This is a genomic window from Enterococcus sp. 5B3_DIV0040 (assembly GCF_002140755.1).
Taxonomy (GTDB): Bacteria; Bacillota; Bacilli; order Lactobacillales; family Enterococcaceae; genus Enterococcus_D; species Enterococcus_D casseliflavus.
This window is the reverse complement of record NZ_NGLC01000002.1, coordinates 33,456-58,957: the sequence shown is the minus strand read 5'-3', so window position 1 is coordinate 58,957 and position 25,502 is coordinate 33,456. Positions and strand designations below refer to the sequence as shown.

At 45.1% G+C, this 25,502-nt stretch carries 27 protein-coding genes; 20 read left to right on the top strand and 7 right to left on the bottom strand.

All coding sequences use genetic code 11. The features are described from left to right. Nucleotides 1–2: 2 nt before the first annotated feature. Together A5883_RS12595 and A5883_RS12590 are read left to right on the top strand one after the other, a co-directional pair. Nucleotides 3–785, top strand: coding sequence for an ABC transporter ATP-binding protein (locus A5883_RS12595; RefSeq protein WP_010748955.1), 783 nt, complete (start codon nt 3–5; stop codon nt 783–785). Beyond that, nucleotides 778–1,791, top strand: coding sequence for an ABC transporter substrate-binding protein (locus tag A5883_RS12590; RefSeq protein ID WP_010748956.1), 1,014 nt, complete (start codon nt 778–780; stop codon nt 1,789–1,791). Before A5883_RS12595 ends, A5883_RS12590 begins: the two co-directional genes overlap by 8 nt. A 149-nt stretch (nt 1,792–1,940) precedes the next feature. Here the strand turns inward: A5883_RS12590 and A5883_RS12585 are convergent, their stop codons facing one another. Then, nucleotides 1,941–2,282 carry a MazG nucleotide pyrophosphohydrolase domain-containing protein gene (locus A5883_RS12585; protein ID WP_015510530.1) on the bottom strand — a complete coding sequence of 114 codons (342 nt, stop codon included), beginning with the start codon at nt 2,280–2,282 and terminating at the stop codon, nt 1,941–1,943. An 86-nt stretch (nt 2,283–2,368) separates the two neighbouring features. Between A5883_RS12585 and A5883_RS12580 the strand changes: the two genes are divergently transcribed. From A5883_RS12580 to A5883_RS12545, 8 genes are all read left to right on the top strand, one after another. After that, the gene (locus tag A5883_RS12580; RefSeq protein ID WP_176324005.1) at nt 2,369–2,929 is read left to right on the top strand and encodes a TIGR00730 family Rossman fold protein; all 561 of its coding nucleotides are present in this window, start codon (nt 2,369–2,371) and stop codon (nt 2,927–2,929) included. Nucleotides 2,930–2,990: 61 nt separating this feature from the next. Next, complete coding sequence (locus tag A5883_RS12575) at nt 2,991–3,515, top strand: SWIM zinc finger family protein (protein WP_074934166.1); 525 nt, start codon at nt 2,991–2,993, stop codon at nt 3,513–3,515. A gap of 135 nt (nt 3,516–3,650) precedes the next feature. Then, nucleotides 3,651–4,637, top strand: a complete 987-nt coding sequence (locus A5883_RS12570; RefSeq protein WP_005230648.1) for a tRNA dihydrouridine synthase — start codon at nt 3,651–3,653, stop codon at nt 4,635–4,637. 150 nt (nt 4,638–4,787) lie between these two features. Then, a complete protein-coding gene (locus tag A5883_RS12565; protein ID WP_005230651.1) occupies nt 4,788–5,228 on the top strand; it encodes a MarR family winged helix-turn-helix transcriptional regulator in 441 nt (146 codons plus the stop codon). Beyond that, entirely contained in the window at nt 5,225–6,661 is a 1,437-nt protein-coding gene (locus A5883_RS12560) for an MDR family MFS transporter (protein ID WP_254777721.1), read from the top strand. Before A5883_RS12565 ends, A5883_RS12560 begins: the two co-directional genes overlap by 4 nt. Nucleotides 6,662–6,817: 156 nt before the next feature. After that, on the top strand, nt 6,818–7,723 hold the full coding sequence (gene rarD, locus A5883_RS12555; RefSeq protein ID WP_086338765.1) for an EamA family transporter RarD: 906 nt from the start codon (nt 6,818–6,820) through the stop codon (nt 7,721–7,723). Between the two features lie 278 nt (nt 7,724–8,001). Next, complete coding sequence (gene licT, locus A5883_RS12550) at nt 8,002–8,844, top strand: BglG family transcription antiterminator LicT (protein WP_016608476.1); 843 nt, start codon at nt 8,002–8,004, stop codon at nt 8,842–8,844. Nucleotides 8,845–8,982: 138 nt separating this feature from the next. Further along, nucleotides 8,983–10,854 carry a beta-glucoside-specific PTS transporter subunit IIABC gene (locus A5883_RS12545; protein WP_086338764.1) on the top strand — a complete coding sequence of 624 codons (1,872 nt, stop codon included), beginning with the start codon at nt 8,983–8,985 and terminating at the stop codon, nt 10,852–10,854. A gap of 187 nt (nt 10,855–11,041) precedes the next feature. Here the strand turns inward: A5883_RS12545 and A5883_RS12540 are convergent, their stop codons facing one another. After that, on the bottom strand, nt 11,042–11,713 hold the full coding sequence (locus tag A5883_RS12540; protein WP_086338763.1) for a cyclic nucleotide-binding domain-containing protein: 672 nt from the start codon (nt 11,711–11,713) through the stop codon (nt 11,042–11,044). 196 nt (nt 11,714–11,909) lie between these two features. On the opposite strand from A5883_RS12540, the gene A5883_RS12535 reads away from it, so the two are divergent. The 5 genes from A5883_RS12535 (at nt 11,910) to A5883_RS12515 (ending at nt 16,141) form a co-directional block, all read left to right on the top strand. Continuing rightward, complete coding sequence (locus tag A5883_RS12535; RefSeq protein WP_086338762.1) at nt 11,910–12,842, top strand: phosphate/phosphite/phosphonate ABC transporter substrate-binding protein; 933 nt, start codon at nt 11,910–11,912, stop codon at nt 12,840–12,842. Nucleotides 12,843–13,002: 160 nt separating this feature from the next. Continuing rightward, nucleotides 13,003–13,794, top strand: coding sequence for a phosphonate ABC transporter ATP-binding protein (gene phnC / locus A5883_RS12530; protein WP_005230661.1), 792 nt, complete (start codon nt 13,003–13,005; stop codon nt 13,792–13,794). Continuing rightward, a complete protein-coding gene (gene phnE, locus A5883_RS12525; protein ID WP_086338761.1) occupies nt 13,766–14,545 on the top strand; it encodes a phosphonate ABC transporter, permease protein PhnE in 780 nt (259 codons plus the stop codon). The genes phnC and phnE (A5883_RS12525) overlap by 29 nt, the downstream gene beginning before the upstream one ends. Continuing rightward, the gene (gene phnE / locus A5883_RS12520) at nt 14,542–15,324 is read left to right on the top strand and encodes a phosphonate ABC transporter, permease protein PhnE (RefSeq protein ID WP_010748972.1); all 783 of its coding nucleotides are present in this window, start codon (nt 14,542–14,544) and stop codon (nt 15,322–15,324) included. Before phnE (A5883_RS12525) ends, phnE (A5883_RS12520) begins: the two co-directional genes overlap by 4 nt. 4 nt (nt 15,325–15,328) lie before the next feature. Then, entirely contained in the window at nt 15,329–16,141 is an 813-nt protein-coding gene (locus tag A5883_RS12515) for a metallophosphoesterase family protein (RefSeq protein WP_010748973.1), read from the top strand. A 68-nt stretch (nt 16,142–16,209) separates the two neighbouring features. Here A5883_RS12515 and A5883_RS12510 read toward each other — a convergent pair whose 3' ends face one another. Both A5883_RS12510 and A5883_RS12505 read right to left on the bottom strand, forming a co-directional pair. Continuing rightward, the gene (locus tag A5883_RS12510; RefSeq protein WP_034858679.1) at nt 16,210–16,686 is read right to left on the bottom strand and encodes an ImmA/IrrE family metallo-endopeptidase; all 477 of its coding nucleotides are present in this window, start codon (nt 16,684–16,686) and stop codon (nt 16,210–16,212) included. Nucleotides 16,687–16,691: 5 nt separating this feature from the next. Continuing rightward, entirely contained in the window at nt 16,692–17,024 is a 333-nt protein-coding gene (locus A5883_RS12505; protein WP_015510522.1) for a helix-turn-helix domain-containing protein, read from the bottom strand. A gap of 162 nt (nt 17,025–17,186) precedes the next feature. Between A5883_RS12505 and A5883_RS12500 the strand changes: the two genes are divergently transcribed. Continuing rightward, the gene (locus A5883_RS12500) at nt 17,187–17,552 is read left to right on the top strand and encodes a hypothetical protein (RefSeq protein WP_086338760.1); all 366 of its coding nucleotides are present in this window, start codon (nt 17,187–17,189) and stop codon (nt 17,550–17,552) included. Between the two features lie 41 nt (nt 17,553–17,593). Here A5883_RS12500 and A5883_RS12495 read toward each other — a convergent pair whose 3' ends face one another. Next, on the bottom strand, nt 17,594–19,345 hold the full coding sequence (locus A5883_RS12495; RefSeq protein ID WP_016608470.1) for an ABC transporter ATP-binding protein: 1,752 nt from the start codon (nt 19,343–19,345) through the stop codon (nt 17,594–17,596). Nucleotides 19,346–19,404: 59 nt separating this feature from the next. Next, the gene (locus A5883_RS12490) at nt 19,405–20,259 is read right to left on the bottom strand and encodes a MarR family transcriptional regulator (RefSeq protein WP_086338759.1); all 855 of its coding nucleotides are present in this window, start codon (nt 20,257–20,259) and stop codon (nt 19,405–19,407) included. 201 nt (nt 20,260–20,460) lie between these two features. On the opposite strand from A5883_RS12490, the gene A5883_RS12485 reads away from it, so the two are divergent. The 4 genes from A5883_RS12485 (at nt 20,461) to A5883_RS12465 (ending at nt 23,293) form a co-directional block, all read left to right on the top strand. Beyond that, nucleotides 20,461–21,066: an NADPH-dependent FMN reductase gene (locus tag A5883_RS12485; RefSeq protein WP_010748988.1), complete on the top strand. Its 606-nt coding sequence runs from the start codon at nt 20,461–20,463 to the stop codon at nt 21,064–21,066. 36 nt (nt 21,067–21,102) lie between these two features. Next, on the top strand, nt 21,103–21,624 hold the full coding sequence (locus A5883_RS12480; protein WP_086338758.1) for an NADPH-dependent FMN reductase: 522 nt from the start codon (nt 21,103–21,105) through the stop codon (nt 21,622–21,624). Nucleotides 21,625–21,850: 226 nt separating this feature from the next. Then, entirely contained in the window at nt 21,851–22,684 is an 834-nt protein-coding gene (locus tag A5883_RS12470; protein WP_086338757.1) for a glycosyltransferase family 8 protein, read from the top strand. Nucleotides 22,685–22,825: 141 nt separating this feature from the next. Beyond that, nucleotides 22,826–23,293, top strand: a complete 468-nt coding sequence (locus A5883_RS12465; RefSeq protein ID WP_010748985.1) for a TspO/MBR family protein — start codon at nt 22,826–22,828, stop codon at nt 23,291–23,293. Nucleotides 23,294–23,340: 47 nt separating this feature from the next. Here A5883_RS12465 and A5883_RS12460 read toward each other — a convergent pair whose 3' ends face one another. After that, nucleotides 23,341–25,146, bottom strand: a complete 1,806-nt coding sequence (locus tag A5883_RS12460) for a M3 family oligoendopeptidase (protein WP_010748984.1) — start codon at nt 25,144–25,146, stop codon at nt 23,341–23,343. Nucleotides 25,147–25,502: the final 356 nt, after the last annotated feature.

Below are 25,502 nucleotides of genomic sequence, written 5' to 3'. Positions count from 1 at the left end.
GAATGAAATTAGCAGTTGAAAAGCTCAATCTGACGATCGGGGATCAGCAGATACTAAAAGACATCTCCGTCCAAACCGCACAGGGGCAATTTGTCGGCTTGATTGGTTCCAACGGCAGCGGCAAATCTACATTGTTAAAAGCTATCTACAAAACATTGAAACCTGACAGCGGCGACATTTATTTGGGTGAGATGAATATTTTGAAAAGTTCCGAAAAAAAAGTCGCCCAGCAAGTCAGCGTCGTCAGTCAGTTCAATGAGTTGAGCTTTGATTTAACAGTAGAACAGATGGTGCTTTTAGGCCGCACGCCCCACAAGGGTTTGTTGGAACAAGACACCAAAGCCGATCATGAGCTGGTCACTGAAGCCTTAGCCAAAACAGGGTTAAGTGCCTACAGAAAACGCAGCTATCTCTCATTATCAGGAGGCGAAAAACAGCGGGTCGTCCTTGCTCGTGCCATCACCCAAGAACCGAAATTTATGATTCTCGATGAGCCGACCAATCATTTGGATATCCGATATCAACTGGAGATCTTAGAAACCGTCAAGCATCTGAAGATTGGCTTGTTGGCGGCGCTGCACAATTTGGAACAAGCAGCTAACTATTGCGACATCATCTATGCCTTAAAAGATGGTCGGGTCGTAGGGTATGGCGAACCAGAAACGTTGCTGACAGAAGAACTGATCGAAGAAATCTATGGCGTGAAATGCAGTATTTACCATCATCCGATCACAGGCGGATTAGGGTTTCATTATTATTTTGAAAAGGAGCAAACAGATGAATAAATGGGGAAAAATGATTGGGGTAGGATTGGCAGTCTTTACATTAAGCGCTTGCGGCAATACGAAGGATGAAGGAACTTCGGCTTCTTCCTCACAGACAGAAAGTACGTATCCCTTAACCATCAGCAACTACACCAAAGCAGAGGGCGGCACGCAGTGGACTGCCAAGGACCAAACCTTTAATGAGGCACCAAAAAAAGTCGTAGCCAACACACGACCAGCAGCGGAATTGCTGCTGCATCTCGGCCTCAAGGATCAGATTGCGGGTGTCGGTGCAACCTTTGGTGCCGCCGATGAGGAAGTTGCTGCTGATTATGCAGAACTAAACGACCTTGGCAGTGACTATATCAGTAAAGAAACGGCGCTAAGTGTGGATCCAGATTTGATTTTTGGTCGCGGGGGACTTTTCGATAACCAAGATTGGGGCGTCGGCACCGTTGATTCCTTGAACGAGATGGGTATTCCGACTTACGTCCAAGAAACCTCTGTCACTGGGGCGACATTTGATTCCGTTTATCAAGACATTGAAAACCTTGGTAAGCTCTTCAATGTCCCTGAGGCAGCCGCTGCTTTTGAAAAAGAATTAAAGGATCGCCAGAGTGCCTTGGAAGAAAAAGTAGCAGACAAAGAAGAGCAAACCTTTGCCCATCTCTTTATGTCTGATCCAAGTGTGGTCAGTGTCTATGCCGCTCAAGATGAGTCTTTTTTCAACAGCAACTTTGACATGATCAAACTGAACAATGTGTTTCAAGACTATTCAGGAGAAGTCAGTGTCGAAACCTTGATCGAAACGGATCCCGATGTCTTGATCGTCGGCGACTGGTCAACGATCGAAGGCAGTGTTTCTGGTCAAGAAATCATTGAAGGCTTGTACAAAAATGACAAACTCTCCAGCATGAAAGCCATCAAAAACAAACAAGTCTACAGCATGGACTACAATTATCTCTTTGGCTACGGCTACCAAGCCTTGACTGGATTGGAAGAACTGGTAGAGCAAATGGCACAATAAGCACCTCCTACTGCATAAAAAGGAGAACCAACTTTTTATATAATAGAAGAAAACCAACGTTTCACTGGCCGATCGACCACAGAAACGTTGGTTTTTTGTATTTGGGAAAAGCAACCTTTGCCGCTGCCCGTTCCGCAACAAGTAGCCCGTTAGCTGTTTTTTTCTGTCACGTGGTCCATTTGATAGCGAGATAATAGCTTCTCTTTGTGTTTTTGCATGATCGTTTCTAGAGAAATATCATATTTATCGGCGAGAATAAATAAGTTATCCAGTACATCACCCAATTCTTCCGTCAGGTTTGCCAGTTTTTCTTCTGGCAAGCCTTCTTGTTCATCGGGACGGTCGCGACCGATCTCCAATGTCCGAATGGCACGGCTCACTTCACCGACTTCCTCTGCTAAAAAATTCGCCCGAATAAACGGATCGTACTGATACCAGTTGCGGGCTTTGTAGAAGTCACTGATAAATCGTTGATACTCCTCAATGTTCATAAATTTTTTTCCATCCTTTCCCAGAACCTTTATCAGAATCATGATATACTATTTCAAAATGATTGAGAAGGATGATGGAGAGTTTTATGAAAATTGCAGTCTATTGTGGTGCCAGTGTCGGTAATGAACCTAGTTTTGCAACAGCCGCCCAAGAATTGGGGCAGTGGATCGCCTCACGAAAAAATACGCTGGTTTATGGTGGCGGAAAAGCGGGCTTGATGGGCGTATTGGCAGATGCTGTCTTAGAAAATGGCGGTCAGGTGATCGGGGTGATCCCAATCTTTTTAAAAGATCGGGAACTAGCACATCCTAGATTGACCGAGCTCCATGTCGTCGAGACGATGTCAGAAAGAAAACGGAAAATGTTCGAATTATCTCAGGCCTTTGTCGCACTACCAGGCGGTCCTGGTACGCTGGAAGAAATCACGGAGATGATCTCATGGTCAAGAATCGGTCAGAACCCGAATCCGTGTGCTTTTTATGATGTGAACAATTTTTACCGCGCAACGAGAGCCTTGTATGACAATATGGTGGAAAATGAGTTCTTGACGCAGGCCGATCGCGAAAAAATTGGCTTTGCGCAAACAACGAAGGAGCTTGAAGCCTTTATTCAAGCCTACGAACCGCCAGTTATTCGGCAGTATTAATAAGCAATCGATTAAATCCTATCATAGTTCTCTAGTTTAATGAATGAGGAGGAGAGAAGTAATGCTAGAATGGCAAGATTATTTTGAATCCCATATTTTGGAAAGAGGAAAAGAGTATTATTTAAGCGGTTGTGTGGCGCGACTGAGAGCGGATGATCAGCTTATTCTGGCCGAAGTATTCGGCACAGAGCTTTATGAAGTAGAAATTGCGCTAAAACAGGGCAAGGTCGTGGAGGAATTTTGTAATTGTCCTCACTTTGCGGCTGGTTTTAATTGCAAACATCTTGCGGCTGTTTTATTCGCCTATACGAGAGCGAAAGAAAAGAATAAGCCGCTGACTCCCCCAAAACGTAAAGGACGCCGTGAGGTCTATCAGAAGCTGGTGGATCAGCTAGATGAAGCAGATATGCGGCAGATTTTACTCAGTTTGATGGTTGACGATACTTCTGTAGCCCTTTTTGTGAAGAACGTTGTATCGGATAGCGAAGATGATTTCGCTGAGGAGAAAGAAGTAGAAGCTTGGGATGACTGGGATGAAGAAGAGGAAGATTGGGAAGAAGAATGGGAGGATGACTGGGAAGCTTAAATGGAAATTTCGTACTAGGTCTGATACGCGTATCTTGCTCTTTTGCTTCTTTGACGCATTCTTAGTATAATGGGGTTTGTTTTGCAAGTGGGGTCATAAGATAAGATCCTTGGACAAAGAAATGGAGCGTAAATCATGACAACAAATTTTTGGGCTGAATTGCCGAAGCCTTTTTTTATCCTAGCACCAATGGAAGATGTCACCGATGTCGTTTTTCGGCATGTCGTTCAAGCTGCCGGCGCACCAGATGTTTTCTTTACGGAATTTACCAATTCCGATAGTTACTGCCATCCAGAAGGACGCGACAGTGTGCGAGGACGTTTAGTCTTCACCGAAGATGAGCAACCGATGGTGGCCCACATTTGGGGCGACAAGCCAGAGTATTTCCGTGAGATGAGTATCGGCTTAGCGGAGATGGGCTTTAAAGGGATCGACTTAAATATGGGCTGTCCAGTGCCGAACGTTGCTGGACGAGGCAAAGGTAGCGGCTTGATCTTGCGACCAGAAGTTGCTGCTGAGCTGATCCAAGCAGCCAAAGCTGGCGGTCTGCCGGTCAGTGTCAAGACTCGTCTGGGCTATACCGAACTAGGGGAGATGGAAGCTTGGTTGACCCATGTCCTGCAACAGGATATCGCCAACCTTTCGATCCATTTGCGAACCCGCAAAGAAATGAGCAAGGTCGATGCCCATTGGGAATTGATTCCTGAAGTGGTTGCCTTGCGGGATAGAATCGCCCCACAAACGAAGCTGACGATCAACGGCGATATCCCTGATCGTACCAAAGGTTTAGAGCTAGCAGAAAAATATGGCGTAGACGGAATCATGATCGGTCGGGGTATTTTCAAGAATCCCTATGCCTTTGAAAAAGAACCGAAAGAGCATACCTCAGAAGAGCTATTAGGCTTGTTGCAGCTGCAATTAGACTTGCAGGACCATTACGCCAAAATGGTGCCACGCTCGATCGCAGGATTGCATCGTTTCTTTAAAATCTATGTCAAAGGCTTCCCTGGAGCCAGTGATTTGCGGGCAAAATTGATGAATACTAAATCAACGGATGAAGTTCGGCAACTGCTGGCAGAGTTTGCTGAGAAAAAGAACCACGAGGAAAGTATTGAAGCGTAAGTTTCAATGCTTTTTTTGTTTTTGGTTGCTGTACCCGCTCTCATTGTCAATCCTTTCTTGACAATAGATAGGTACCTATGTAAAATGGAGAGCGGACTTTTAACTAGGTACCTATCTAAATAGTGAAGAGGCGAAAGGAGCTGAAGGTCGATGGTTTCCGAACAAGAAATCGTGGAACGATTGTTTGAAGTGTATAAATTAAATCGGCGGTATGCGGAACAAAAATATGGGCGTTTTATGCCAGGTCGGGGACAGTTCAATTGCCTACTGGTATTGGACGAAAAAGGGACGTTGACCCAAAAAGATCTCGCCGCGTATTTAGCGATTCGCTCGACATCCACTGGCGAGCTACTAAAAAAACTGGCTGAAAAAGGGCTGATCCAAAAAGAAGTCGATCCGAAAGATAAACGCAGCCATCTGATTTCGCTGACGGAAGCAGGCAAGGAAGAGGCACAGCGAATGAAAGAAAAACGCAGTAAGGCGCACCAAGAAATGCTGACCTATTTGACGGCAGAAGAAAAACAAGCCTTTGGTCAAGCCTTAGCAAAAATCGAACAGTTTTATCTTGAGAAGGAGGCGGACGTTGATTGAGTGAAACAGTCCAACGAACGGAACGTCAGCGGACGCTGATTTTTATTAATTTAATGATTACATGTATTGCCGTATCCATGTTGGCGACTGCCTTGACGACGGCTTTACCCGCCATCGTCACTGACCTGCAGATTTCCGTCACTACGGGACAATGGCTGACTAGCGGTTATTCCTTGGCGATGGCGATCGTTATGCCCTTGACGGCATATCTTATGAATCGTGTGGCAACCAAAAAGCTGTATCTCGCTGCCTTAGGAATTGCGTTGGTGGGCTTGCTGCTTTGTGCTGCAGCTCCCAATTTTCTAGTCATGATGCTTGCTCGTATTTTGCAGGCCGTAGGCAATGGAATCTTGACCGCAATGGCGCAAGTGATCCTCTTATCGATCTATCCGATCAATCGTATCGGTGTCGTGATGGGCTGGTATGGACTATCGATCACCGCGGCACCCGTGATCGCACCGACTCTTGCTGGGGTGATCGTGGACCGCTTGAACTGGCATGCGATTTTTTATATCGTTGCCGTGATCGTTTTGATTTCACTGATTTGGGCCATAAAGGTTTTTGATGATGTGTTGCCAGTAAGCAACAGCAAATTTGATCAGACCTCTTTTGTTTTGAGTGCCTTCGCCTTTGGTGGGATTACTTTAGGTTTTGGCAATATCGGCAGCTATGGCTTTTTCAGCTTACCCGTTTTAGGAACCTTAGGGCTCGGTTTGGTAGCAGGGATCTTCTTTGTCTTCCGTCAGTTAAGAGCGGAAACTCCATTTTTGGATCTGCGGGTCTTAAAAACAAAAGAGTATGCCATCAGTGTCTTTGGCAGTATCATGCTTTACTTGGTCTTGATGGGTTCGGCGATGCTGATGCCGCTATACGTGCAGTCGATTTTAGGCAAATCAGCGACGATTTCGGGATTAGTCGTTTTGCCAGGCTCTCTGGTCTCGGCTTTCTTAAGTCCCGTGGCTGGGCGAATCTATGACAAAGTCGGCATCCGTTTGTTGACGCTTTTTGGCGGCGGCTCACTGGTCTTGAGCAACATCGGCATGTATTTTATCCATATGCACACGGGTATTTGGGTAGCAGTGGTTTTGAACATGCTGCGCTGTGCCGCCACAGGTTGTTTGTTGATGCCCTTCGTGACATGGGGAAATAAAAATATTCCGCCGCAGCTGACGGCGCATGGAACAGCGTTATTGACTTCTTTGCGGACTGTGGCAGGCGCCATCGGGACAGCACTATTTGTCGGGATCATGAATAGTGTGGCGCAAAAAAGCACGACCTTAACAGGAACAAGTGCACTGCTTCATGGGATGAATGTTTCTTTCTTATTGATGACGATCGCTTCTGGACTGCTGTTTGCAACGGGGCTATTCTTGATTCGTGATCAGAAGCCAGAAGCCGTTTGGCTAGAAGGGGCAGAAGAACCACTGGAATAAAGAGGGGCACCTTTCTTTGAAGGGTGCTTTTCTTGATTTATTTCATGAAACTCTATGAAAAACCAAAAAATTCGATATAATAAGATAACTTATGGTTTAGGAGGAGTATTTTTTTTCATTAAAGGCTTGCTTTAATGGAAAAAAATCAGGGAGAAAATGAAGAATAAAGGCGTTTATTTTGGATTGTCTGCCTATGTCTTGTGGGGCTTGGTCACACTATATTGGAAAATAATCGTTGGGGTTTCGCCATTAGCAACGATGTGCTACCGAATCGTGTGGTCCTTTGTTTTTATGGTGTTGTTTATCGTGCTTTCTGGGAAGAAAACGCAATTTTTACAAGAAGCGCGTCTGCTGTGGAAGAACAAAGCATTTGCTGGACTGATCGTTTTAGCTTCTGTGCTGATCTCCATCAACTGGTTCACCTTTATCTTCGCGGTGAGTGCGGGCCACGTGATGCAAGCCAGCTTAGGCTATTATATTAATCCGCTTGTCAATGTCTTGTTAGCGACCGTTTTTTTGAAGGAACATCTTAGTCGTACTGGCATGCTGGCGTGTCTGCTGGCAAGTATCGGGGTGATCTTATTATCGATCCAAACAGGAACGATTCCTTATGCCTCACTGATCATGGCCTTTTCCTTTAGTACGTATGGCTTGATCAAAAAAAGGATCCCCATTAGTTCGGTTACTGGGTTAACGATCGAAACGATGGTGATTTTCCCCTTTGCGCTCGTGTATATTTTAGGATTTTCAACCGTCGGCTTTATGAATTATCCCTTGCAAACCAATCTCTTATTGATGGGTGCTGGGATCGTGACGGCTATTCCGCTGCTTCTGTTTGCGGAAGCCGCGAAAAATGTTTCTTACATTACGCTTGGGTTTATTCAATACGTCAACCCGACAATCATGCTTTTGTTAGCCATCTTTTTGTTTCACGAAACCTATTCACTGGCCCAATTTTCCGCCTTTGCGTTTATTTGGCTGGGGATCGCTGTCTTCACCTATGGTACGTTAGGAACGGCGATGAAAGAGCGGCGCATGGGACAGCAAAGAAAGCAACTTTGATACATCAGGAATGGCTGCAGCTGGGCCGTTCCTTTTTTTATTAAAAAACAAAGCATTTTAGGTAGTGAAGGATGTTGCAAGGAGAACCCTTCAATGGTATAACAAAGGAAAAACCCGTTGTAGAAATTCTGCTTGAAAAGGGTTGCATCTGCCACAGGGGTGTGTTATTATTCTTTCAGTTACAAGGATTGTTACTGTTCGGCAGGCAAAACCAGAATTGACCGCAGCGCGCTAACGGGGAGATTCTAGGTTTTTTTATTTTGGAGTGAGGGAAAGCGATGATTATTGGAAAAATTTTAAATAATAATGTCGTCATCTCGACCAATGATGCCGGTCAGGAAGTGATCTATATGGGTCGCGGCATTGCGTTTAAGAAAAAAGTCGGCGATCCAGTGGATGAAGCCTTTGTCGAAAAAGAATTTGTGTTAAAGGATACCTTTACTGCAAATCAGTTTCAGCAATTGTTTTCAGACATTCCTGTGGAAGAAGTCGAAGCTGTCAAGCAAGTGGTGGATGATGCGGAAGCATCCTTGGGGATCGAGCTGTCGCCAAATATTTATTTGACCCTGACCGACCATATCCATTATGCGCTGGTTCGGGCACGTGAAGGCATTGAGCTGCCGAATCCATTGTTGTTTGAGACCCGCAAGTTTTATCCGAAAGAGTATGCGGTTGCAGCAGATGCCGTTGCTTATTTTGAAAAAGTCTTCGGGATTACATTGCCAGAATCGGAGATCGGCTTTATCGCCTTTCATATCGTCAATAGCGAACAAGCCAATGGCACGATGGAAACCACGATGCAAGCGGTAGAAATCGTACGTGACGTACTGGCGATCATCAGTCGCTTTTATGGACGAGTCTTTAACCCAGATTCCTTGAATTATCAACGGATCACCACGCATTTGCAGTATTTTGCGCAGCGTTATTTAAGCGATGAACTTTCAGGGGAAAAAGATGAGTTTTTATTTGCCCTTGTGCAATCGAAGTACCCTAAAGCGTTTCAAACGGTCCAACGGATCAACGAGTACTTGATCAAAACCTACGACAAATCGATCGGTGAATCAGAAATGATCTACTTAACGATCCACATCGAACGTGTCGTCAATGATCAAACCAATTAACATTCAATCATTAACGGATTGTTACTGTCAGGCAGGCAATACCCAGATTGAAAAGACAACAGTCAGCGAGGAAAAAACTCGTTAGACGGTCGTTTTTTCAATCTGGGTTTTTTTATAAAAAAAAGGAGTGTTGAAAAAATGAGTTCAAATAAAGAAATTGCCGTTCGCGTCCTTGATGCGGTGGGCGGCAAAGAAAATGTCAACAGCGTGGTGCATTGTGCGACCCGCTTGCGTTTCAAATTAAAAGATGAGCACAAAGCGGATACGGCACGCTTGAATCAAGACGACGATGTGATCCAAGTCGTTCAAAGCGGCGGACAATACCAAGTGGTGATCGGCAGTCATGTCAGTGACGTTTACCGTGAATTGAATGGAGTAGCGAACTTTGATGGCGAAGCAGACAGCAAAGGCGACAAAGGCAATTTGTTGAATCAACTGGTGGATATTATTTCGTCGATCTTTACGCCATTTTTAGGCGCAATGGCAGGTGCCGGGGTCTTAAAAGGATTCTTGACGCTGGCAGTCACCTTGAATTGGTTAGCGGCTGATTCTGGGGTCTACACCGTATTGTATGCGATTGCCGATGGGTTATTTACCTATTTACCAGTGATGTTGGCTTTTACTGCAGCGAAGAAGTTTCGTACCAATGAATTTCTAGCGGTTTCCTTAGCGATGGCGTTGGTTCATCCAGACATCACCGCTTTAGCTGGGCAAACCTTGAGTTTCTTAGGCCTTCCGGTCATTATTGGTGCGAGTGCTTATACGTCTTCCGTCATTCCGATTATATTAGCGGTCTTTTTACAAAGCTATGTGGAGCGTTTCTTTAAAAAAGTCATTCCTAGCTTCTTACAGATCATCTGTGTGCCTTTAGCGGTCTTCTTGATCATGGCGCCATTGACCTTTATTGTCGTCGGTCCACTAGGAACGATTTTAGGAAACTTGTTAGGTAGTGCCTATGACAGCATTTACCACTTCAGCCCACTGATCGCTGGGGCTGTCATGGGTGGTTTATGGCAAGTCTTTGTGATGTTTGGCATGCACTGGGGCTTTGTACCGATCATCATGTTGAATCTCAGCCAAACTGGTGTCGATACCATGGTACCAATGCTATTGCCAGCTGTCCTTTCTCAAGGGGGTGCAGCGCTAGCAGTGTTCTTTATGACAAAAAATGTGAAATTGAAAGGCTTGGCCCTTTCTTCAACAATCACCTCAATTTTTGGGATCACAGAACCGACGGTGTACGGGGTGACTTTGCCATTGAAAAAACCATTTATCGCCGCGTGTATCAGTGGTGCCCTCGGTGGTGCCTTCATTGGCTTCAGCCAAGTCGAAAACTATACCTTTGGGTTAGTCAGCTTACTAAGTCTGCCGTCCTTTATCCCACAAGATACGAAAGATCTAAGTGGTCTGATCGCAGCTTCGATCGGCACGGCTATCGCTTTTGGCGCAGCGTTTGTCTTGACCTTCTTCTTACGTTTTGAAGATCAGCCAGCAACTGATGCCAGTGCAGCACCAGCAAAAGAGCCAGCAGCACCCACAGAGAGTTCGTCTAAAGAACGAGTGATCCTCAGCAGTCCGTTAGAAGGCAAAGTGGTTCCCTTAGCAGAAGTCAAAGACCAAGTCTTTTCTTCTGGTGCATTAGGAAAAGGTATCGCTATCGAACCGACCGTCGGGGCTTTATATGCGCCAGCAGATGGCACCATCACGACGCTCTTTCCTACTGGCCATGCCGTTGGTTTGACCACCACGGATGGAGCCGAAGTCTTGATGCATATTGGTATGGATACTGTGGAACTAGACGGCAAAGGCTTTGAGGTCTTTGTTAAACAAGACGATCAAGTCAAACGCGGCGATTTGTTAGTGAAGTTTGATCTAGATACGATCAAAGCAGCTGGCTTATCCACGATCACACCGATCGTTGTGACGAACACCCCGCAATATTTAGATGTGATGGATATGAACCAAACCGATGTCTTGCAAGGAGAAGACTTCTTAGCCATCGTGAAATAAGCAAAAGAAACCCGATCCTCGACTGAATATCAGCAAGGATCGGGTTTTTTGTAAGAAAATAAGGCGCAGTTGCCCTTCTCGCTTGCCTGACACGGTGGCAAACGCTTGTCACAGCGCGAGTTAAGAGCAAGACCAACATCAGGAATGCCTACTCAGGGAAAACCCGAACATTCTTGGGAACTGATCCTTACACATGGCTTAAATTTTCGGCAAGCGACTCTAAAGCGGGGAAATCGAGAATTGCATAGCCCTGTTTTTGTTTTTCAATCAGCTTGTCTTCTCGAAAGCTGGTAAAGGTTCGCAGCAGGTGGCGATAGCTGACATTCAAGATCGCCGCACAGGTGGTCAACTGGAAGGAGAAGTGTTGATTTTCTTGATGCGCAAGAATAAATTTGGCCAACCGTGTCTCTACAGGTTCCGTCAATGAATTCGCTAAGTTGATCCCCGAATTCAAGCGGGAACTGAGCAACTGACAGATGGTTTGCAAAAAGCGGACGTCTTGTTGCAAGGTGTTGCGGTAGCGATTCAAAGGGATGCAGACACAGACGCAAGCAGAAGCGGCTTTGACACTGCTTTTCGGCAAGAGTTCCCATAAAGAGGAAGCTTCTCCTAAAGGTGCAGCTGGCTTGGCGTAATCAATACAAATCGTTTGGGTATCCGAAGAGAAGGAATAGACCATCACGGTTCCTTCTACGAGAAAATACAAGTATTCAGAAGGCGTACCCGTTCGAATCAGGTGCTCTTCTTTTTCAAAGGAATGCAAAGTGGCCATCGCTAACAAATCATTGTCCATATAAGATTGCAGATCGAAGGTGTCAATGTAATTACTGAGGCGTACGGTATCATCGATTTTTTTCATGGAAATCAGCCACTCCTGAATGGTTTTCTTTAAGTATAGCTTAGTTCCCCTTTCGACTCAACACGAACGATAAATAAAATCTAATGTAAATTGTATGTAAAAATAAGGTAAAATAGGACATGTGTCACTTCATTTTGATGGGATACTTGGTATGATTTGAATGTAAGAAAGCGTCAAACCATTAGGAGGAGAAAAAATGCCATTGAAACGAATTGTTAAAGGAATGTTAGGAATTGCGTTAGTTGCCGCATTGACCGGCTGTGGGAATGGGAGCAGCAGCAGCGACAGCAGTGCCGCAGCCGAAAAAGAAAAGCTGGTGGTACAATTCGTACCGACCAATAATGACGGCTCGATGCAAGCCCAAGCAAAACCGTTTGCTGAGTATTTATCAAAAAAATTAGACCGTGAAGTAGAAGTAACGTTAGCAACGGATTATTCGACGATCGTAGAAGCGATGGCTTCTGGACAAGTTGATTTAGGGATCATGCCGCCAGCCGCTTATGTTCAAGCCAAAGACATGGATGCAGCTGAAGCGATTTTGACTTCTCAATTAGGTGCTTATGATCCAGAGACGGGCTTGCCATTAGAAGGGGAAAAAACCAATACCTTCAAAGGGGAAATCTTGGTCCGTGCGGATAGCGACATGACAGAATTGACGGACTTAAAAGGGAAAAAAATCGCCACATTGAGTCCAAACTCTGCCAGCGGCTATATTTACCCAGTTGCCGAGTTGAAAGATGCAGGAGTTGATCCAACGACGGATGCTACATTAACGACGGTGAATGATATTCCAAGTGAGATCACTGCAGTCTTGAATGGTCAGATGGATGCCGCCTTTGTGTTCCAAGGGGCACGAAATGTCTTTGCATCAAGCTTTCCAGACAACGATTTATTCAAAGACCTAAAAGTCCTTTACTTGACTGAAGGGGATATTCCAAATGACGCCATTGCCGTCCAACCATCAATGGATGCTGAACTAAAAGAGCAGATCAAAGAAGTGTTCTTGAACATGGCAGATGATGAAGAGGGTGCCGAAGCAATGAGCTTGTGGGGACACCAAGGGTATGAAGAAGCAGCAGATTCTGCTTACGATACCATTCGCGATTATACACAACGAGCAGCAGAGTAAAAAATCAGGGATTGCGGTAGAAGGATAACGGGACACGGAGATGTGCAGCGATTTACTAGGGGAATAGGTGGAATACGCAGTACCAGTGCATTTTTTAGTGAAATAGACCGTGACCGATTGGGGAAACTTTGCCGCGGTCCCTACATAATGGAGAAAACAGATGATAACTTTTGAGAATGTATCCAAAGTCTACCCAAATGGGGTCAAAGGATTACAGAACATAGATGTGACGATTGAGCAAGGTGAATTTGTGGCCATCATTGGCTTGAGCGGTGCTGGTAAGAGTACCTTTTTACGCTCGATCAATCGCTTAGTGCCAATCACTGAAGGAGATATCCGGGTAGACGGCAAATCAGTCACGAAAGCCAATAAAAAAGAATTGCGCTTGATTCGTCGACAAATCGGATTGATCTCGCAAAGCTTCAATTTGGTCAAACGCAGTACCGTTCAAAAAAATGTTTTGTCTGGGCGTTTGGGGTATTACGGGACCTGGAAAAGTATTTTAGGGTTGTTTACGAAAGAAGACTACGAAAGAACGAAAGAAGCGCTAGCGACTGTCGGCTTGTCAGACAAACTGCAAACGAGAAGCGACCAGTTGAGTGGGGGGCAACAGCAGCGGGTATCCATCGCCCGTGCCTTGGTCCAACAAGCGCCGGTGATTTTAGCAGATGAACCTGTGGCATCACTAGATCCCATCACGACAGAGAAAGTGATGGAGGATCTGAAGAAGATCAATCAAGAAATGGGAAAAACGATTGTCATCAATCTGCATTCGATTCCCTTGGCTCGTCAGTATGCGACAAGGATCATTGCCTTAAAAGCAGGTGCGATCGTTTTTGACGGCAACGCAGCCGCTTTGACAGATCAGCGTTTAGAACAAATCTATGGCAAAGCAATTTTTGAAGAAAAGGCAGGAGAAATCGATGAAACTGAAAGAAACAGTTCATTTTAATTGGTACAAACACCTGCTGCTGGTTCTTTTATTGCTGCTCTTTTTTCAAAGTAGTGCCTGGATCACAGGGGCTGATTTTGCACAAGTGTGGTCGAATCGCAGCCAGATGACGGCATTCATGGCTCGCTTTTTGCACCCAGACTTTAGTTATCTACCGCAACTGATGATGCCCTTGATCAAGACATTGCAGATGTCCTTTTTAGGCACCGTTTTAGGAGTAGTCGCAGCGATACCGGTGAGTCTGTTGGCGACAACAGTCGTGACAGAAAGCCGTGGGGTCTCGGTGCCGATGCGTTTTCTCTTAGGGCTGGTGCGGACGATCCCCAATCTATTGTTGGCGGCATTGTTCGTAGCGATTTTTGGGATCGGTGAAGCCACTGGTGTTTTGACCATTGCGGTCTTTACCTTTGGTATGGTTTCACAGTTGATGTTCCAAGCGATCGAAACCATTGATTTTGCGCCGATTGAAGCAGCAGCGGCGGTAGGAGCGAATAAATTTCAAGTGACCGTTTGGGCGATCATTCCCCAAGTCATCAGCCAGTTTGCCAGCTATACTTTTTATGCCTTTGAAGTCAATGTTCGAGCTTCGACGGTGTTAGGGTATGTGGGTGCCGGCGGGATCGGGGTCATCTTGAACGCCTCATTGGCATTGTTGAATTATGAGCGGGTCTCGATCATTATCTTGACGATTTTGCTGACGGTAGCGATCGTTGATTTTCTCAGTGAGCGGGTAAGGAGGTCTTTCCTATGATGATCAGAGAAGTGAAGAAAACGACTTGGCTGTTATGGGGGCTCTTTGCTGTCTTACTAGTTTTATCTGCTGCGACGCTGGATTATTCTGGATTAAGCACCTTTTCCTTAGCGATGGGAAGAGATGTCTTGCAAGGGCTGAGTCAGCCAGACTGGTCTTTCTTTTATGACGGCAGTGGGGAAGATCTGTGGAGCTTGTTGTTACTGACGATCGGGATCGCTTGTCTAGGAACGATGATCGCAACAGTCTGCGCGATTCCAGTGACCTTGCTGAGTGCCGCCAACCTATGGACCTCGACACCCTGGGTCGCAAAAATCGGCAAAATGATCTGCAATATCTTGCGGGCATTTCCCGAGCTGGTTTATGCGATTATTTTTGTCCGTGTGGTAGGTCCAGGACCTTTTGCTGGAGTTATGGCGATCGGTGTCCACCAGATCGGTATGCTAGGCAAGTTGTTTACCGAAGAAATGGAAGCCATGGATGAGCGCTTGACGGAAGAGATGCAAGCCGTCGGTGCCAATTTTTGGCAGACGATGTTTTTCGTGCGGGTCCCTTACTTAGCACCCATCTATAGTTCCTTTGCATTGAATCATTTTGAAATTGCGGTCCGCAGTGCGGCAACGTTAGGGTTAGTCGGTGCTGGCGGGATCGGTGCACCATTGATTTTTGCTATTCAAACCAGAACCTGGAGCAAGGTAAGTATTATTTTGTTGGGCGTCGTTGTGACCGTCTTCTTATTAGACCAGTTGACTGGAATCATCAGAAAGAAATTGAGATAAACCTATGAATGTATTGCATATATCAGATATCCACTTTCGAGAAAGTTACCTGCCTTGTGAAGAAGGGTATCAAGGAATGCTGGCAGCCATGCAAAATCCCTTGATTCCTCTTGAAGAGTGTATCCAAGATGCCAAGGCGCGAGCAGCGATCGATTTGGTGGTGATCAGCGGCGATTTGACCGAAGATGGCGCGCCTGCCGACTATGCCTCTTTGAAGCAGTATTTAGAAAAAGCCTTTGGCTCAGTGCCCATCGTAGTAACGCTAGGTAATCATGATATCAAACGGCATTTTCGCCAAGGCTGGCAAGGCAAGTCAGTAGAAACCGCCAGTGATACACCTTTTAATCAAGTCTATGAAACGGAGACATTGGCGATCGTGACTTTCGATAATTCCTGCTATGGCTATGCCGACGGTATCGTAGATGAGCGACAGTTTGAATGGCTGCAAGCCACGCTGGCGCAGCTCAAAGAGAAAAAAATCGTTTTTGTGACGCACCATCATTTGTTGCCCGACCAAGCAAGCACGCCGGCATGGGCCGGTGCCAATCGTTTGGTGGCATTATTGCAGCAGTATCAAATCTCTTGTATTCTCAGTGGACATACCCATCATGCGTTTACGGGAACGATCGCAGGGATTCCTTACTATACTGTGGCAAGTATGTCGTTTGTCGGGGAAGATGAAGGCGATGGAATGGTCCGTTTTGAAGAACGCTATGGATACAATTTGTATCGTTTTGAGGAAGGTGCATTGGTTCATCAATCCTCAGAAAACTATCGACCGAACCGTGTATTGATGCGGGTCAACATGCAAGGATAAAAACAGACGTTCCGTCAACGCTGCCTTTAGCAGCAGGAAAGGAACGTCTGTTTTTGTGTGAAAAAGGCTTAGCCTTGATTGCCAAAGGTTTTGACAACTTCAATCGTGCCGTCGATATGAAAAAACAAGGTATAATTTTCTTCGGTTTTGATACCGTCAAAGCGGCGGGCATAATAGGTGACCGCGTCTTTGAAGGTTTGTGGGGGAACCCCTAAAAAATCAGCGCATGCCGCCAATGTTTTGCAGCCTTCTTCAAAACAAGCGATGATATCATAGGGCGTGACCACGATCGCAGAACCAATGTCGCGGGCTTTGCGTTCTTGTTTGCGCTTTTCGTTGGTATCTTGGGCGGTAATGTCGCCAGCACTGGTCAGATAATGACCGATTTCTTCACCGATGGTGCTCAAGAGGTCTTCTTGTGATTGGTCAGGGTTCAAGTAAATATGGTGATCGATGTACAATCCTTGCTGACCATCAGGCATATTTTTATCGAAAATAAAGTGCAAGTCTGGGTAGGCGGCCATCAGTTCTTCTACTTTATCCATTTCCATCATTCCTTTTGGGCGTGCCGCTGTTTTATAAATTCAATATAGCTGAGGATATCTTCCATCTGCTCATCGGTGACGTCATCATCAATATGGGCCGCAACGGTTTGAACTTTTGCAGAGGGCTGCGTAAAGCCTGCCGGGACTTGTCTGCCTAATAAAAAATCGGTGGATACTTGAAAAATCTCCGCGAGTTTGACGATGGTCTCGCCATCGGGTTCGTTACGATCATTTTCGAAATGAGAATAGGCTGCGCGGGTGATTCCCAGCTGATCTGCGATCTGCTGTTGGGTTTGATTGGTTCGTAGTCTGAGTGTTCTTAGCCGTTCGCCAAGCATGAGTGATCGCCTCCTTTTTTGTAGTATAGCACGTTTGATATAATTTGTATCTATTTTTGTATTATTTGATATAAAAAATATCACATCAGTTGACGATACGAATCGTATCTTTTATACTGGAAACAGATGATATGAATCGTATCAAAAGAATGGGGGAGGATCATGGATACATCGATCGTAACAGTTGTCTTGCCGTCACTCATTACTGGTGTACTTACTTATTTGGCTACCCGAGTATCCAGCAAAGCGAATTTGGAACAAACGAATATCGAAAATGCCCAGAAGCTTTACCTAAAATATGAACAGATCAATCAAGAATTGACCCATAAAATCGATCAGTTAGAAGAAGAAGTCCAAAAGACCGCCAAAACCTACCAAGAAGAAGTCTTAGTTTATCAAGGAAAGCTTGCTACTGCCCAAAGCGAACGGGATTTTTTGCGGGCAGAAAATCAGGTGCTGAAAGAATTACAGCGAGTAAATCAAATGCCTGGGACGCGTGAAGAGAAGCAACATTCAGCCGTTGGCTAATAGAAAAAAACTGCTTATCCGTCAATAAGCAGTTTTTTCGATTAGTTGATCATTTGTTCATTGACATAGGCAGCATAAAGCGGGTGGTTGTTGATCAATTGTGCATGGGTACCTTGACCGGTAATGGTGCCTTTTTCTATAAAGTAGATTTGGTCGGCATCCACGATGGTCGATAAGCGATGGGCGATCACTAATGTCGTACGCCCTTCCATCAGATGATCCAACGCCCGCTGGACTTTTTCTTCTGACTGAGAATCTAGGCTGGCGGTCGCTTCATCCAGCATCAGCAGCTTGGGATCCCGTAAGAATGCTCGAGCGATAGCGATCCGTTGTTTTTGCCCGCCAGATAGTTTGACGCCGCGTTCGCCGATTTGTGTTTCTAGTTTTTCGGGGAACTCTTGGACGAACTGATCGGCATAAGCCAATGCTAGTCCTTGCCACAATTCCTCCTCTGACAGCGTTCGGCCCAATCCGTATTGCAAGTTTTCCCGAATCGTACCAGCAAAGACCGCACTGTCTTGGGAAACATAGCCGATCTGTGCCCGCCAGTTTTGCAGATCAATGTCAGCTATCGGCTGATCTCCAATCAGCAAGCGCCCGCTGGTGGGCTCATAAAAGCGTTCCAGTAAAGCAAAAATTGTGGATTTTCCGCCGCCGCTTGGTCCTGCAAAAGCAATCACGGTGTTGGGTTTGGCTTCAAAAGAAATGTTTTGCAAAATCGGCCGTTTGGGATCGTAACTGAAATCGATTTGTTCTGCTCGTAAGACTGCGCCATCGATGGCGGCTTTGGGTGCTGCCTGGATCGGCTCCAGCGGCGTATCCAAAATTTCTTGGATCCGTTCCGTAGCACCCATCGCTTTTTGGACTTGTGAAAAGAACATCGCAAACGTCGTTACAGGCGCAATAATATTAAAGAGATACAGTAGAAAAGCGATCAATGCGCCGCTCGTCAAGGTGCCGGCTTGCACACGGATCGCGCCATAACCGAGGATTCCTACGAGTAAGCCCAGCATGGCCGTCGTCATGATTGGCTGCAAAATCGCACTGACTTTCGCATCCTTGACCCCGAGGGTAAAAATTGCCCCAATGTTGCGCCGACCGTTTTCTTGTTCACTGGCTTCTCCGTTGCTGGCTTTGATCAAACGGATCTCTGAGAGCTTTTCGCTGGCATCCGCATTGAAATCGGCGGTCGCTGCTTGCAACTGGCGTCCCAGTTTTGACATGATCTTGCCGATTGGCCACATGATCAAGGTGATCAAAGGCACCGCACTGAACATGATCGCAGCCATCTTCCAGTCCATCAAAAACAAGATGATCATCGAACCGATCAATTGGATCAAGCCAGTGACAAAGCTGGGAAATTGCGAGGTGACTAGTTCTTTGATCACTGACGTATCATTGACGAGTCGCGAACTGCTTTCCCCCGACTTGTGGTCATCAAAATAGCTGACTGGCAAATGCAGCAGATGTTTCCAAAGACGTTCCCGCAACGTTTTCACAGCACTTTCTCCCACATAGCGCAAGAGAAAGCCGCCTAAAGTCCCTACGCCTAATTGCAGCACAAAGGCTAGGATCAAAACGACCAGCATGGAGGTGCTGAACGTGGGGGTGCCGCTGGCATCGACCAGTGTTTTCGTCAGCTGCGGCACGACCAAACTGGCGGCACTTGTGATCAGGCTAAAGAGCATCCCTAAAAGAAACAAGCCTTTCTTAGGATTGACACTGACGATCAGGTGGATAAAGTCTTTCATTTTAAATTTGTTTTTGTTCACTGTTGGTGTCGTTGTTTCCATTCGTTTTTCTCCGCAGCAAGCAAGATGGCTCACCGCTTTTTCTTTTTAATTAGGTGTTATTAGAAATCCTGCCAATCCTCCTCGGCTGCTTCGTCTTTAGAAGCGGAAGTCGGTCTTGCTTTGCGGTCTTGTCTAAACCCGTAGGCATCAAAAAAGTTGCCTTTTACCCATGTGTACCGTGGATCATTCGCCTCGCTACTATCAAATGGCCCAAACGGCCCAAACGGCTCAAATGGTCGATTGCCAACCATGCCGCGATGTCCAGGAAACGGCATTTGCCGCATGGCTTCCTTGATCTGTTTTTTCATTTTGCGTCGCTCATCAACGCCCATTTCTTGCCAAGTATCTTTCATTTGTTGCCTCATTTTTCGGCGCTCGTCATTCGTCATTTCCTGCCAATTTCCGCCCCATTGCTTCATCATTTCTTCCCGAATCTCTTGCATGGCTTGCAAACGATCCATTGGGTCAATAAAGCGTTGTGCCTGCTGTTGGAAGTCCGTCTCCCACCCAGCGGCGATGTTTTCAAGCAGACGAGCAAACTCGGTTTGATCCTCCTCTGAGAGCCCAGCAAAAAACGACTGACTGCTGGTGGCTTCTTTTTGTGCTAGTAATTTTTCCGCTTTTTTTCTTCCAGTTTCTGTCAGGTAGATTCGTTTGATCCGTTTGTCAGCAGCATCTTCTTTGCGATGAATATCGCCACTATTTTCCATTTTCTTCAATAGTTCCGCTAGAGAGCTTGGCCGTAGGTCTAAGACTTCTGCAAGATAACTTTGCACCAAGCCGTCTTCTAAATTTAATACGGCCAGGACACGTTGCTGTCCCGAAAGGCGCTGGTTGTTTTGACTCATAAAGGCATTGCTGGCTTCGCTGATAAAACGAAGCTGTTTCATTAAGTGGTCGGTCATTGTACTCATGGTGTACACTCCTTTTGGTTTATCGTTCGGTACCTAACTATATCGATGAGTTGATTATAGTTCGGTACCGAACGAATGTCAATAAGAAGCAGCTGAGATTTTTTTCTAACAAAAAGTAAGCAGAATGATTGACTTACTAAAAGTAAGTTTGGTATGCTGAGTCCATCGTTAAAGAAACCACAACAAAAGGAGTACAAAAGAATGGTCTTTGGATTTGGGAAAAAAGAACAAATAATTGAAAAAGAAGTAATTAAAGAGGTGTATCGCACCCCGGAAAAGAAAAAAGCGCAAAAAATCGGGATCATCGTTGGCAGTACGAGAGAAGGCCGTGTGAGTCCGCAAGTAGCCAATTATGTTTTACAAACAGCACGCGCGCATAGCGACCGCTCGTTTGAAATCATTGATATCAAAGATTATGACTTGCCATTTATGGGGACAGGTGAAGTGAACCAAGCGTGGAACGAAAAAATCGCTGAGTTAGACGGCTACCTCTTCATCGTACAAGAATACAATCATGGCATATCAGCTTCCTTGAAAAATGCGTTGGACAGCGCTCGAGAGGAATGGTTCAACAAAGCAGCAGCGATCGTCAGCTATGGTTCGGCAGGAGGGATTCGTGCCGCTGAGCAAGTTCGCTTGATTTTGGCGGAACAAAAAGTAGCCACGGTGCGCACCAATCCTGCCTTCAACTTATTTACTGATTTTGAAAACTTTGCCACCTTTACCCCTGGCGAGCATATGACTGCAGGAATGAACGACATGTTGACGGAATTATTGGACTGGGCAGACACATTTGCCAATCGTTAAAAAAACAAACGAAAACAATCTTAGGAGGAACCTATCATGAAATTTGGTATTATTTTAGGCAGTACAAGAGAAGGACGCGTAAGTCCGCAAGTCGGAGCATATATTCAAGAAATTGCTAATCAACGGTCAGAGCATCAGTTCGAGATCGTTGATGTAAAGGCATTTGATTTACCGTTTATGGGAACGGCTGAGCCAAACCTAGCATGGAACAAAAAAATTTCTGAATTAGATGGCTATATCTTTATCGTGCAAGAATACAACCACGGTTTTGCAGCTTCCTTGAAAAATGCCGTAGATTCTGCTCGGGAAGAATGGTTTGATAAAGCTGCTGGGATCGTCAGCTACGGTTCTGGCGGTGGGATTCGGGCCGCTGAACAATTGCGCAACGTATTAGCTGAACAAAAAGTTGCCACCGTGCGGACCAACCCAGCCTTCAACTTATTTACTGATTTTGAAAGTTTCAGTACCTTCAAACCCGGTGAGCACATGGCTGCGGGTGTCAATGATATGCTAGATGAATTATTGTTGTGGTCAAAAGCTTTTGCAACGATCCGCTGATCTGTTTTTAAGACACAATCATTTATAAGCGATCCTTTGCTGTTTCATCCCATGGATGGAACAGCTTTTTTGGCGTCTGCCAAGCAAGGGTTCGATTGGCAAGGGTGTTTCACTGAAAGAAAGACCAAAAATCGGGTATACTAGAAGAACAGAAGCTGCGTGCAACAGCAATCGATTTTTTTCCAAAAACCTGCACGCTGCCAGTAACAGAGGAGTGAACAAGAGCATGAATCTACTTTTTGCGATTGATGATCGATTCAGTGAACAATTAAAAACAACGTTATATTCAATCAAACGTCATACGACAGTAGCATCCTTTGATGTCTATGTCTTACAAGAAAAAGAATTGAGCCATGCTGCAGAGCTGGAGGCTTTTTGTCAAAAGCTGGCGATGACCTATCATCCCATCATTATTGGTTCTGGCTCGATTTTTAAAACCGCGCCAGTCAGTGATCGCTACCCTGAGTCGATCTACTATCGATTATTGGCACAAAATTACTTGCCGCAGCAGGTGGAAAAAATCTTGTATCTGGATGCGGATATTTTGTGCATCAATGATTTGCGCCCCTTGTATGAACTGACGTTAGGGGATTTTCTGTATGCCGCCGCCAGCCATTCTAAGCTGACAGAAGTAACAACAGTCATCAATAAAGTCCGTTTGCGCAATTATGAGTCGGAAGGCTACTATAATTCAGGCGTTTTGCTGATGAATGTGCACCAGCTGCGGCAAGAGGTCAAAGAAACAGAGATCGCTGCGTTCATTGAGAAAAATCATTTGAACCTCTTTTTGCCAGATCAAGACATTTTGAATGGGTTGTACGGCGATCGGGTGCTGGCGATCCCTGATCAGCTCTACAACTATGACGTACGAAAAAACCGTACCTATGAAACGATCAGTTTAGGGGAATGGAGTTTGGATTGGGTCATCGAGCATACCGTTTTGTTACATTTTTGCGGTAAAGAGAAGCCATGGAAAAAAGGCTACCGCAGCCGCTACGGGGCCCTATACAAGTATGTGGAAAATGAACGACGGAAGTTTGAAGAGGAACAATCAAAGTAGCTGTCATTGAATATAATCAAAATTACCTTGAAAGAAACGTCCACACGGGCGTTTCTTTTTTTAAGCGTTCTATTCTGCTTTTTTTCGATTCGATGGTACGATTAAATGAGAGCGTCATGAAAAAAAGAAGGAGTGGAGAACATGAAATTTTTGATTTGGCTGGTCTGTGTGATCGGCATCGAAGCAACAGGAATCATCTCGAGTTTGTTTGCAGGAGACATCGCTGGAACGTATGCGCAAATGGAAAAACCCTTTTTAGCCCCTCCTGGTGGGATCATTGGGATCGTTTGGACGATTTTGTATGCCTTTATGGGAACAGCATTGTATCTGTTGATCGTAGCCAAAGTCAATCCAGCGCTTAAAAAGAATGCCTATATCTTCTTTGCGATCCAGCAAGTACTAAACTTCTTGTGGAGTATCGTTTTCTTTGGCTGGAATGCTTACTGGGCAGGAACGGTCATTATTGTCTTGTTAGTCCTATCAGTGATTATTTGTATGATCCTCTTTGCTCGCATCGACAAAAAAGCAATGTACTTGTTTATTCCTTATTTGATTTGGTGTCTGTACGCAGGCTACTTAACGATTGGCTTAACTTTATTGAATGCCTGATAGAAAAACCCTCTTCCAAGCGTCGTGTTGGAAGAGGGTTTTTTCTTTTAGATATAGTCTTCAGTCAATTCCATAAAGCTGGCAACATCTTTTAGGACCATGTCGATCCCTGCTTGCCAGAAGTCTGGTTTTGTTAAATCAACACCAAGGTGCTTTTGTGCCAGTTCTTCCGTCGTCATTGAAGCAGTATCTTGCAATAAAGCAATGTATTCTTCTTCAAAGCTAGACCCTTTTTCATTGGCATACGCATAGATCCCCATGCTAAAGAGGTAACCAAAGGTGTAAGGGAAGTTGTAGAATGGCACATCATCAATAAAGAAGTGCAATTTGGCTGCCCAGAAATGTGGATGATAAGTCGCTAACCCATCCGCATAGCTTTCTTTTTGCGCCGCTGTCATCATTTCCGTGATTTGCTCCGCTGAAACTAAGCCGTTTTGACGGGCTTGGTAGAAGCTGTTTTCAAAAATAAAGCGTGCATGGATGTTCATGAACATCGCGATCGCATTTTGCATTTTGGCATCCAATAGATTGATTTTTTCTTCCTTCGTTGTCGCTTCTTTGAGGGTTGCATCAGCAACGATCAATTCAGCAAAGGTACTTGCTGTTTCGGCGACGTTCATGGCATAGTTGCGGTTTAATTCTGGTAGCTCCCAAAGAACGCTGCTGTGAAACGCGTGACCTAACTCATGGGCAAGCGTCGCTACTTCGTTGACTGAATTGCTGTAGGTCATGAAAATACGTGACTCTTTGGTTTCTGGCAAGCTGGTGCAATAGCCACCAGGACGTTTGCCAGGACGATCTTCTGCTTCGATCCAACTTTTTTCAAAAGCAACTTGGGCAAAGTCAGCCATTTTCGGACTGAACTTACGGAAGTTGGTCAAAATAAAGTCAGCTGCTTCATCAAAGGTGTAGGTTCTTTCTTCCATGTCCCCAAGGATGATCGGCGCATCTTGATCTTGCCATTCCATTTTTTCTTTGCCGAAAAGCTGGGCTTTGCGGGTCAAGAAATCAACGATCGGCTGTTTGTTCTTTTGGATCGTGCCCCACATAGCATCCAATGTCGCTTTTTGCAGACGATTGTATTCTAATGGTTCTTTCAAGTAATCAGTGACCCCGTGAAGCTTGAAGGTAGAAAGGCGGAAGCCGTCTAAATGGTTCAAGGTATCTGCAAAGAGGTCTTCTTTTTCTGCCCAAGTCTTTTCCCAAGTGTCAAATAAACGTGCACGAACTTCTGGATCTGGATCACCCATCATTTTATTGAAGGCTTGACCAGCGGACAAGTTGATCGTCGTGCCGTCTTCTTGAAGGAAAGGAATTTCGATCGAGGCAACGATCGTATCGTAATGTTGGCTCCAAGCATTTAAGCCATCTAAATTTAACGTGTTGATGATGGTTTCTTCTGCTTCAGATAACAATTCTTTGCCGTCGCGACGAATCTCGCTTAGACGAAAGGCGATTGGTGCTAAGTTTTCCGCGGTAAGTAACGCAGTCCAATCATCCTCAGAAATTTCTGTCAATTTTTTCGAGAAAACGGTTTGTGCTGCTTGCAATGCTGGCAGTTTTGCGTAGAGGTCGCCTGTCAGGATTTTGGCTTTGCTGTCGTTGACATTCGCTGAAAGCAAGGCATTGATAAAGCTGCCACATTGTGAAAATCCCTGATTGATTGTGCCAGAAAGTTCGATTAATTCCTCTAATTTTGTCGCATTGTCTGTAGCGTTTGGTGCCCAAGCGTCAACTTTTTCACGGTAAGTTTTGATTTCTTCTTCCAGCTGGCTCATGCGTTCTTTTAATTGAACAGAATCACTGCCTCCTGGAAAAATTGTTTCTAGATCCCAATTGATTGAATAGGTCATTCCTATCAAACCCCTTTCTTTTCCTACGATCTTATTAAGTATAGCATAGCCACATTTAGTCGCAACCATCGGATTTTTTTAATCGAAAAAGGAAAGCTGTTGGTTGAAAAAGTTCTTTTCTTTCGTAAACTTTGCCTGCATTGGTCGGGGACGTCAAAATCAAAGAAAAGAACAAAATCGATCAAATTTTAATTCTCATCAAATTCTTATTTAAAAATTGCTGAATAAATATTACATAAAAAAAATAACAACGAGTAAAAAAACGCTCGCAAGAAGATATTCACTCTTTATTGCATAATGACAAATGCTTTGCATAATGAAGGCGAAATACGTCGCTTGGTAAGCGCATACATTCT

What these genes read in the sequence shown, in the direction of transcription:
- A5883_RS12500 (WP_086338760.1), top strand. Translation starts at nt 17,187, where the DNA reads ATGGATACATCGATCGTAACAGTTGTCTTGCCGTCACTCATTACTGGT.
- A5883_RS12480 (WP_086338758.1), top strand. Translation starts at nt 21,103, where the DNA reads ATGAAATTTGGTATTATTTTAGGCAGTACAAGAGAAGGACGCGTAAGT.
- A5883_RS12575 (WP_074934166.1), top strand. Translation starts at nt 2,991, where the DNA reads ATGCTAGAATGGCAAGATTATTTTGAATCCCATATTTTGGAAAGAGGA.
- A5883_RS12595 (WP_010748955.1), top strand. Translation starts at nt 3, where the DNA reads ATGAAATTAGCAGTTGAAAAGCTCAATCTGACGATCGGGGATCAGCAG.
- A5883_RS12590 (WP_010748956.1), top strand. Translation starts at nt 778, where the DNA reads ATGAATAAATGGGGAAAAATGATTGGGGTAGGATTGGCAGTCTTTACA.
- A5883_RS12495 (WP_016608470.1), bottom strand. Translation starts at nt 19,345, where the DNA reads ATGGAAACAACGACACCAACAGTGAACAAAAACAAATTTAAAATGAAA.
- phnE (WP_010748972.1), top strand. Translation starts at nt 14,542, where the DNA reads ATGATGATCAGAGAAGTGAAGAAAACGACTTGGCTGTTATGGGGGCTC.
- A5883_RS12545 (WP_086338764.1), top strand. Translation starts at nt 8,983, where the DNA reads ATGAGTTCAAATAAAGAAATTGCCGTTCGCGTCCTTGATGCGGTGGGC.
- A5883_RS12515 (WP_010748973.1), top strand. Translation starts at nt 15,329, where the DNA reads ATGAATGTATTGCATATATCAGATATCCACTTTCGAGAAAGTTACCTG.
- A5883_RS12470 (WP_086338757.1), top strand. Translation starts at nt 21,851, where the DNA reads ATGAATCTACTTTTTGCGATTGATGATCGATTCAGTGAACAATTAAAA.
- A5883_RS12465 (WP_010748985.1), top strand. Translation starts at nt 22,826, where the DNA reads ATGAAATTTTTGATTTGGCTGGTCTGTGTGATCGGCATCGAAGCAACA.
- A5883_RS12490 (WP_086338759.1), bottom strand. Translation starts at nt 20,259, where the DNA reads ATGAGTACAATGACCGACCACTTAATGAAACAGCTTCGTTTTATCAGC.
- A5883_RS12535 (WP_086338762.1), top strand. Translation starts at nt 11,910, where the DNA reads ATGCCATTGAAACGAATTGTTAAAGGAATGTTAGGAATTGCGTTAGTT.
- A5883_RS12570 (WP_005230648.1), top strand. Translation starts at nt 3,651, where the DNA reads ATGACAACAAATTTTTGGGCTGAATTGCCGAAGCCTTTTTTTATCCTA.
- licT (WP_016608476.1), top strand. Translation starts at nt 8,002, where the DNA reads ATGATTATTGGAAAAATTTTAAATAATAATGTCGTCATCTCGACCAAT.
- A5883_RS12460 (WP_010748984.1), bottom strand. Translation starts at nt 25,146, where the DNA reads ATGACCTATTCAATCAATTGGGATCTAGAAACAATTTTTCCAGGAGGC.
- A5883_RS12565 (WP_005230651.1), top strand. Translation starts at nt 4,788, where the DNA reads ATGGTTTCCGAACAAGAAATCGTGGAACGATTGTTTGAAGTGTATAAA.
- phnC (WP_005230661.1), top strand. Translation starts at nt 13,003, where the DNA reads ATGATAACTTTTGAGAATGTATCCAAAGTCTACCCAAATGGGGTCAAA.
- A5883_RS12505 (WP_015510522.1), bottom strand. Translation starts at nt 17,024, where the DNA reads ATGCTTGGCGAACGGCTAAGAACACTCAGACTACGAACCAATCAAACC.
- phnE (WP_086338761.1), top strand. Translation starts at nt 13,766, where the DNA reads ATGAAACTGAAAGAAACAGTTCATTTTAATTGGTACAAACACCTGCTG.
- A5883_RS12540 (WP_086338763.1), bottom strand. Translation starts at nt 11,713, where the DNA reads ATGAAAAAAATCGATGATACCGTACGCCTCAGTAATTACATTGACACC.
- A5883_RS12585 (WP_015510530.1), bottom strand. Translation starts at nt 2,282, where the DNA reads ATGAACATTGAGGAGTATCAACGATTTATCAGTGACTTCTACAAAGCC.
- A5883_RS12510 (WP_034858679.1), bottom strand. Translation starts at nt 16,686, where the DNA reads ATGGATAAAGTAGAAGAACTGATGGCCGCCTACCCAGACTTGCACTTT.
- A5883_RS12485 (WP_010748988.1), top strand. Translation starts at nt 20,461, where the DNA reads ATGGTCTTTGGATTTGGGAAAAAAGAACAAATAATTGAAAAAGAAGTA.
- rarD (WP_086338765.1), top strand. Translation starts at nt 6,818, where the DNA reads ATGAAGAATAAAGGCGTTTATTTTGGATTGTCTGCCTATGTCTTGTGG.
- A5883_RS12580 (WP_176324005.1), top strand. Translation starts at nt 2,369, where the DNA reads ATGAAAATTGCAGTCTATTGTGGTGCCAGTGTCGGTAATGAACCTAGT.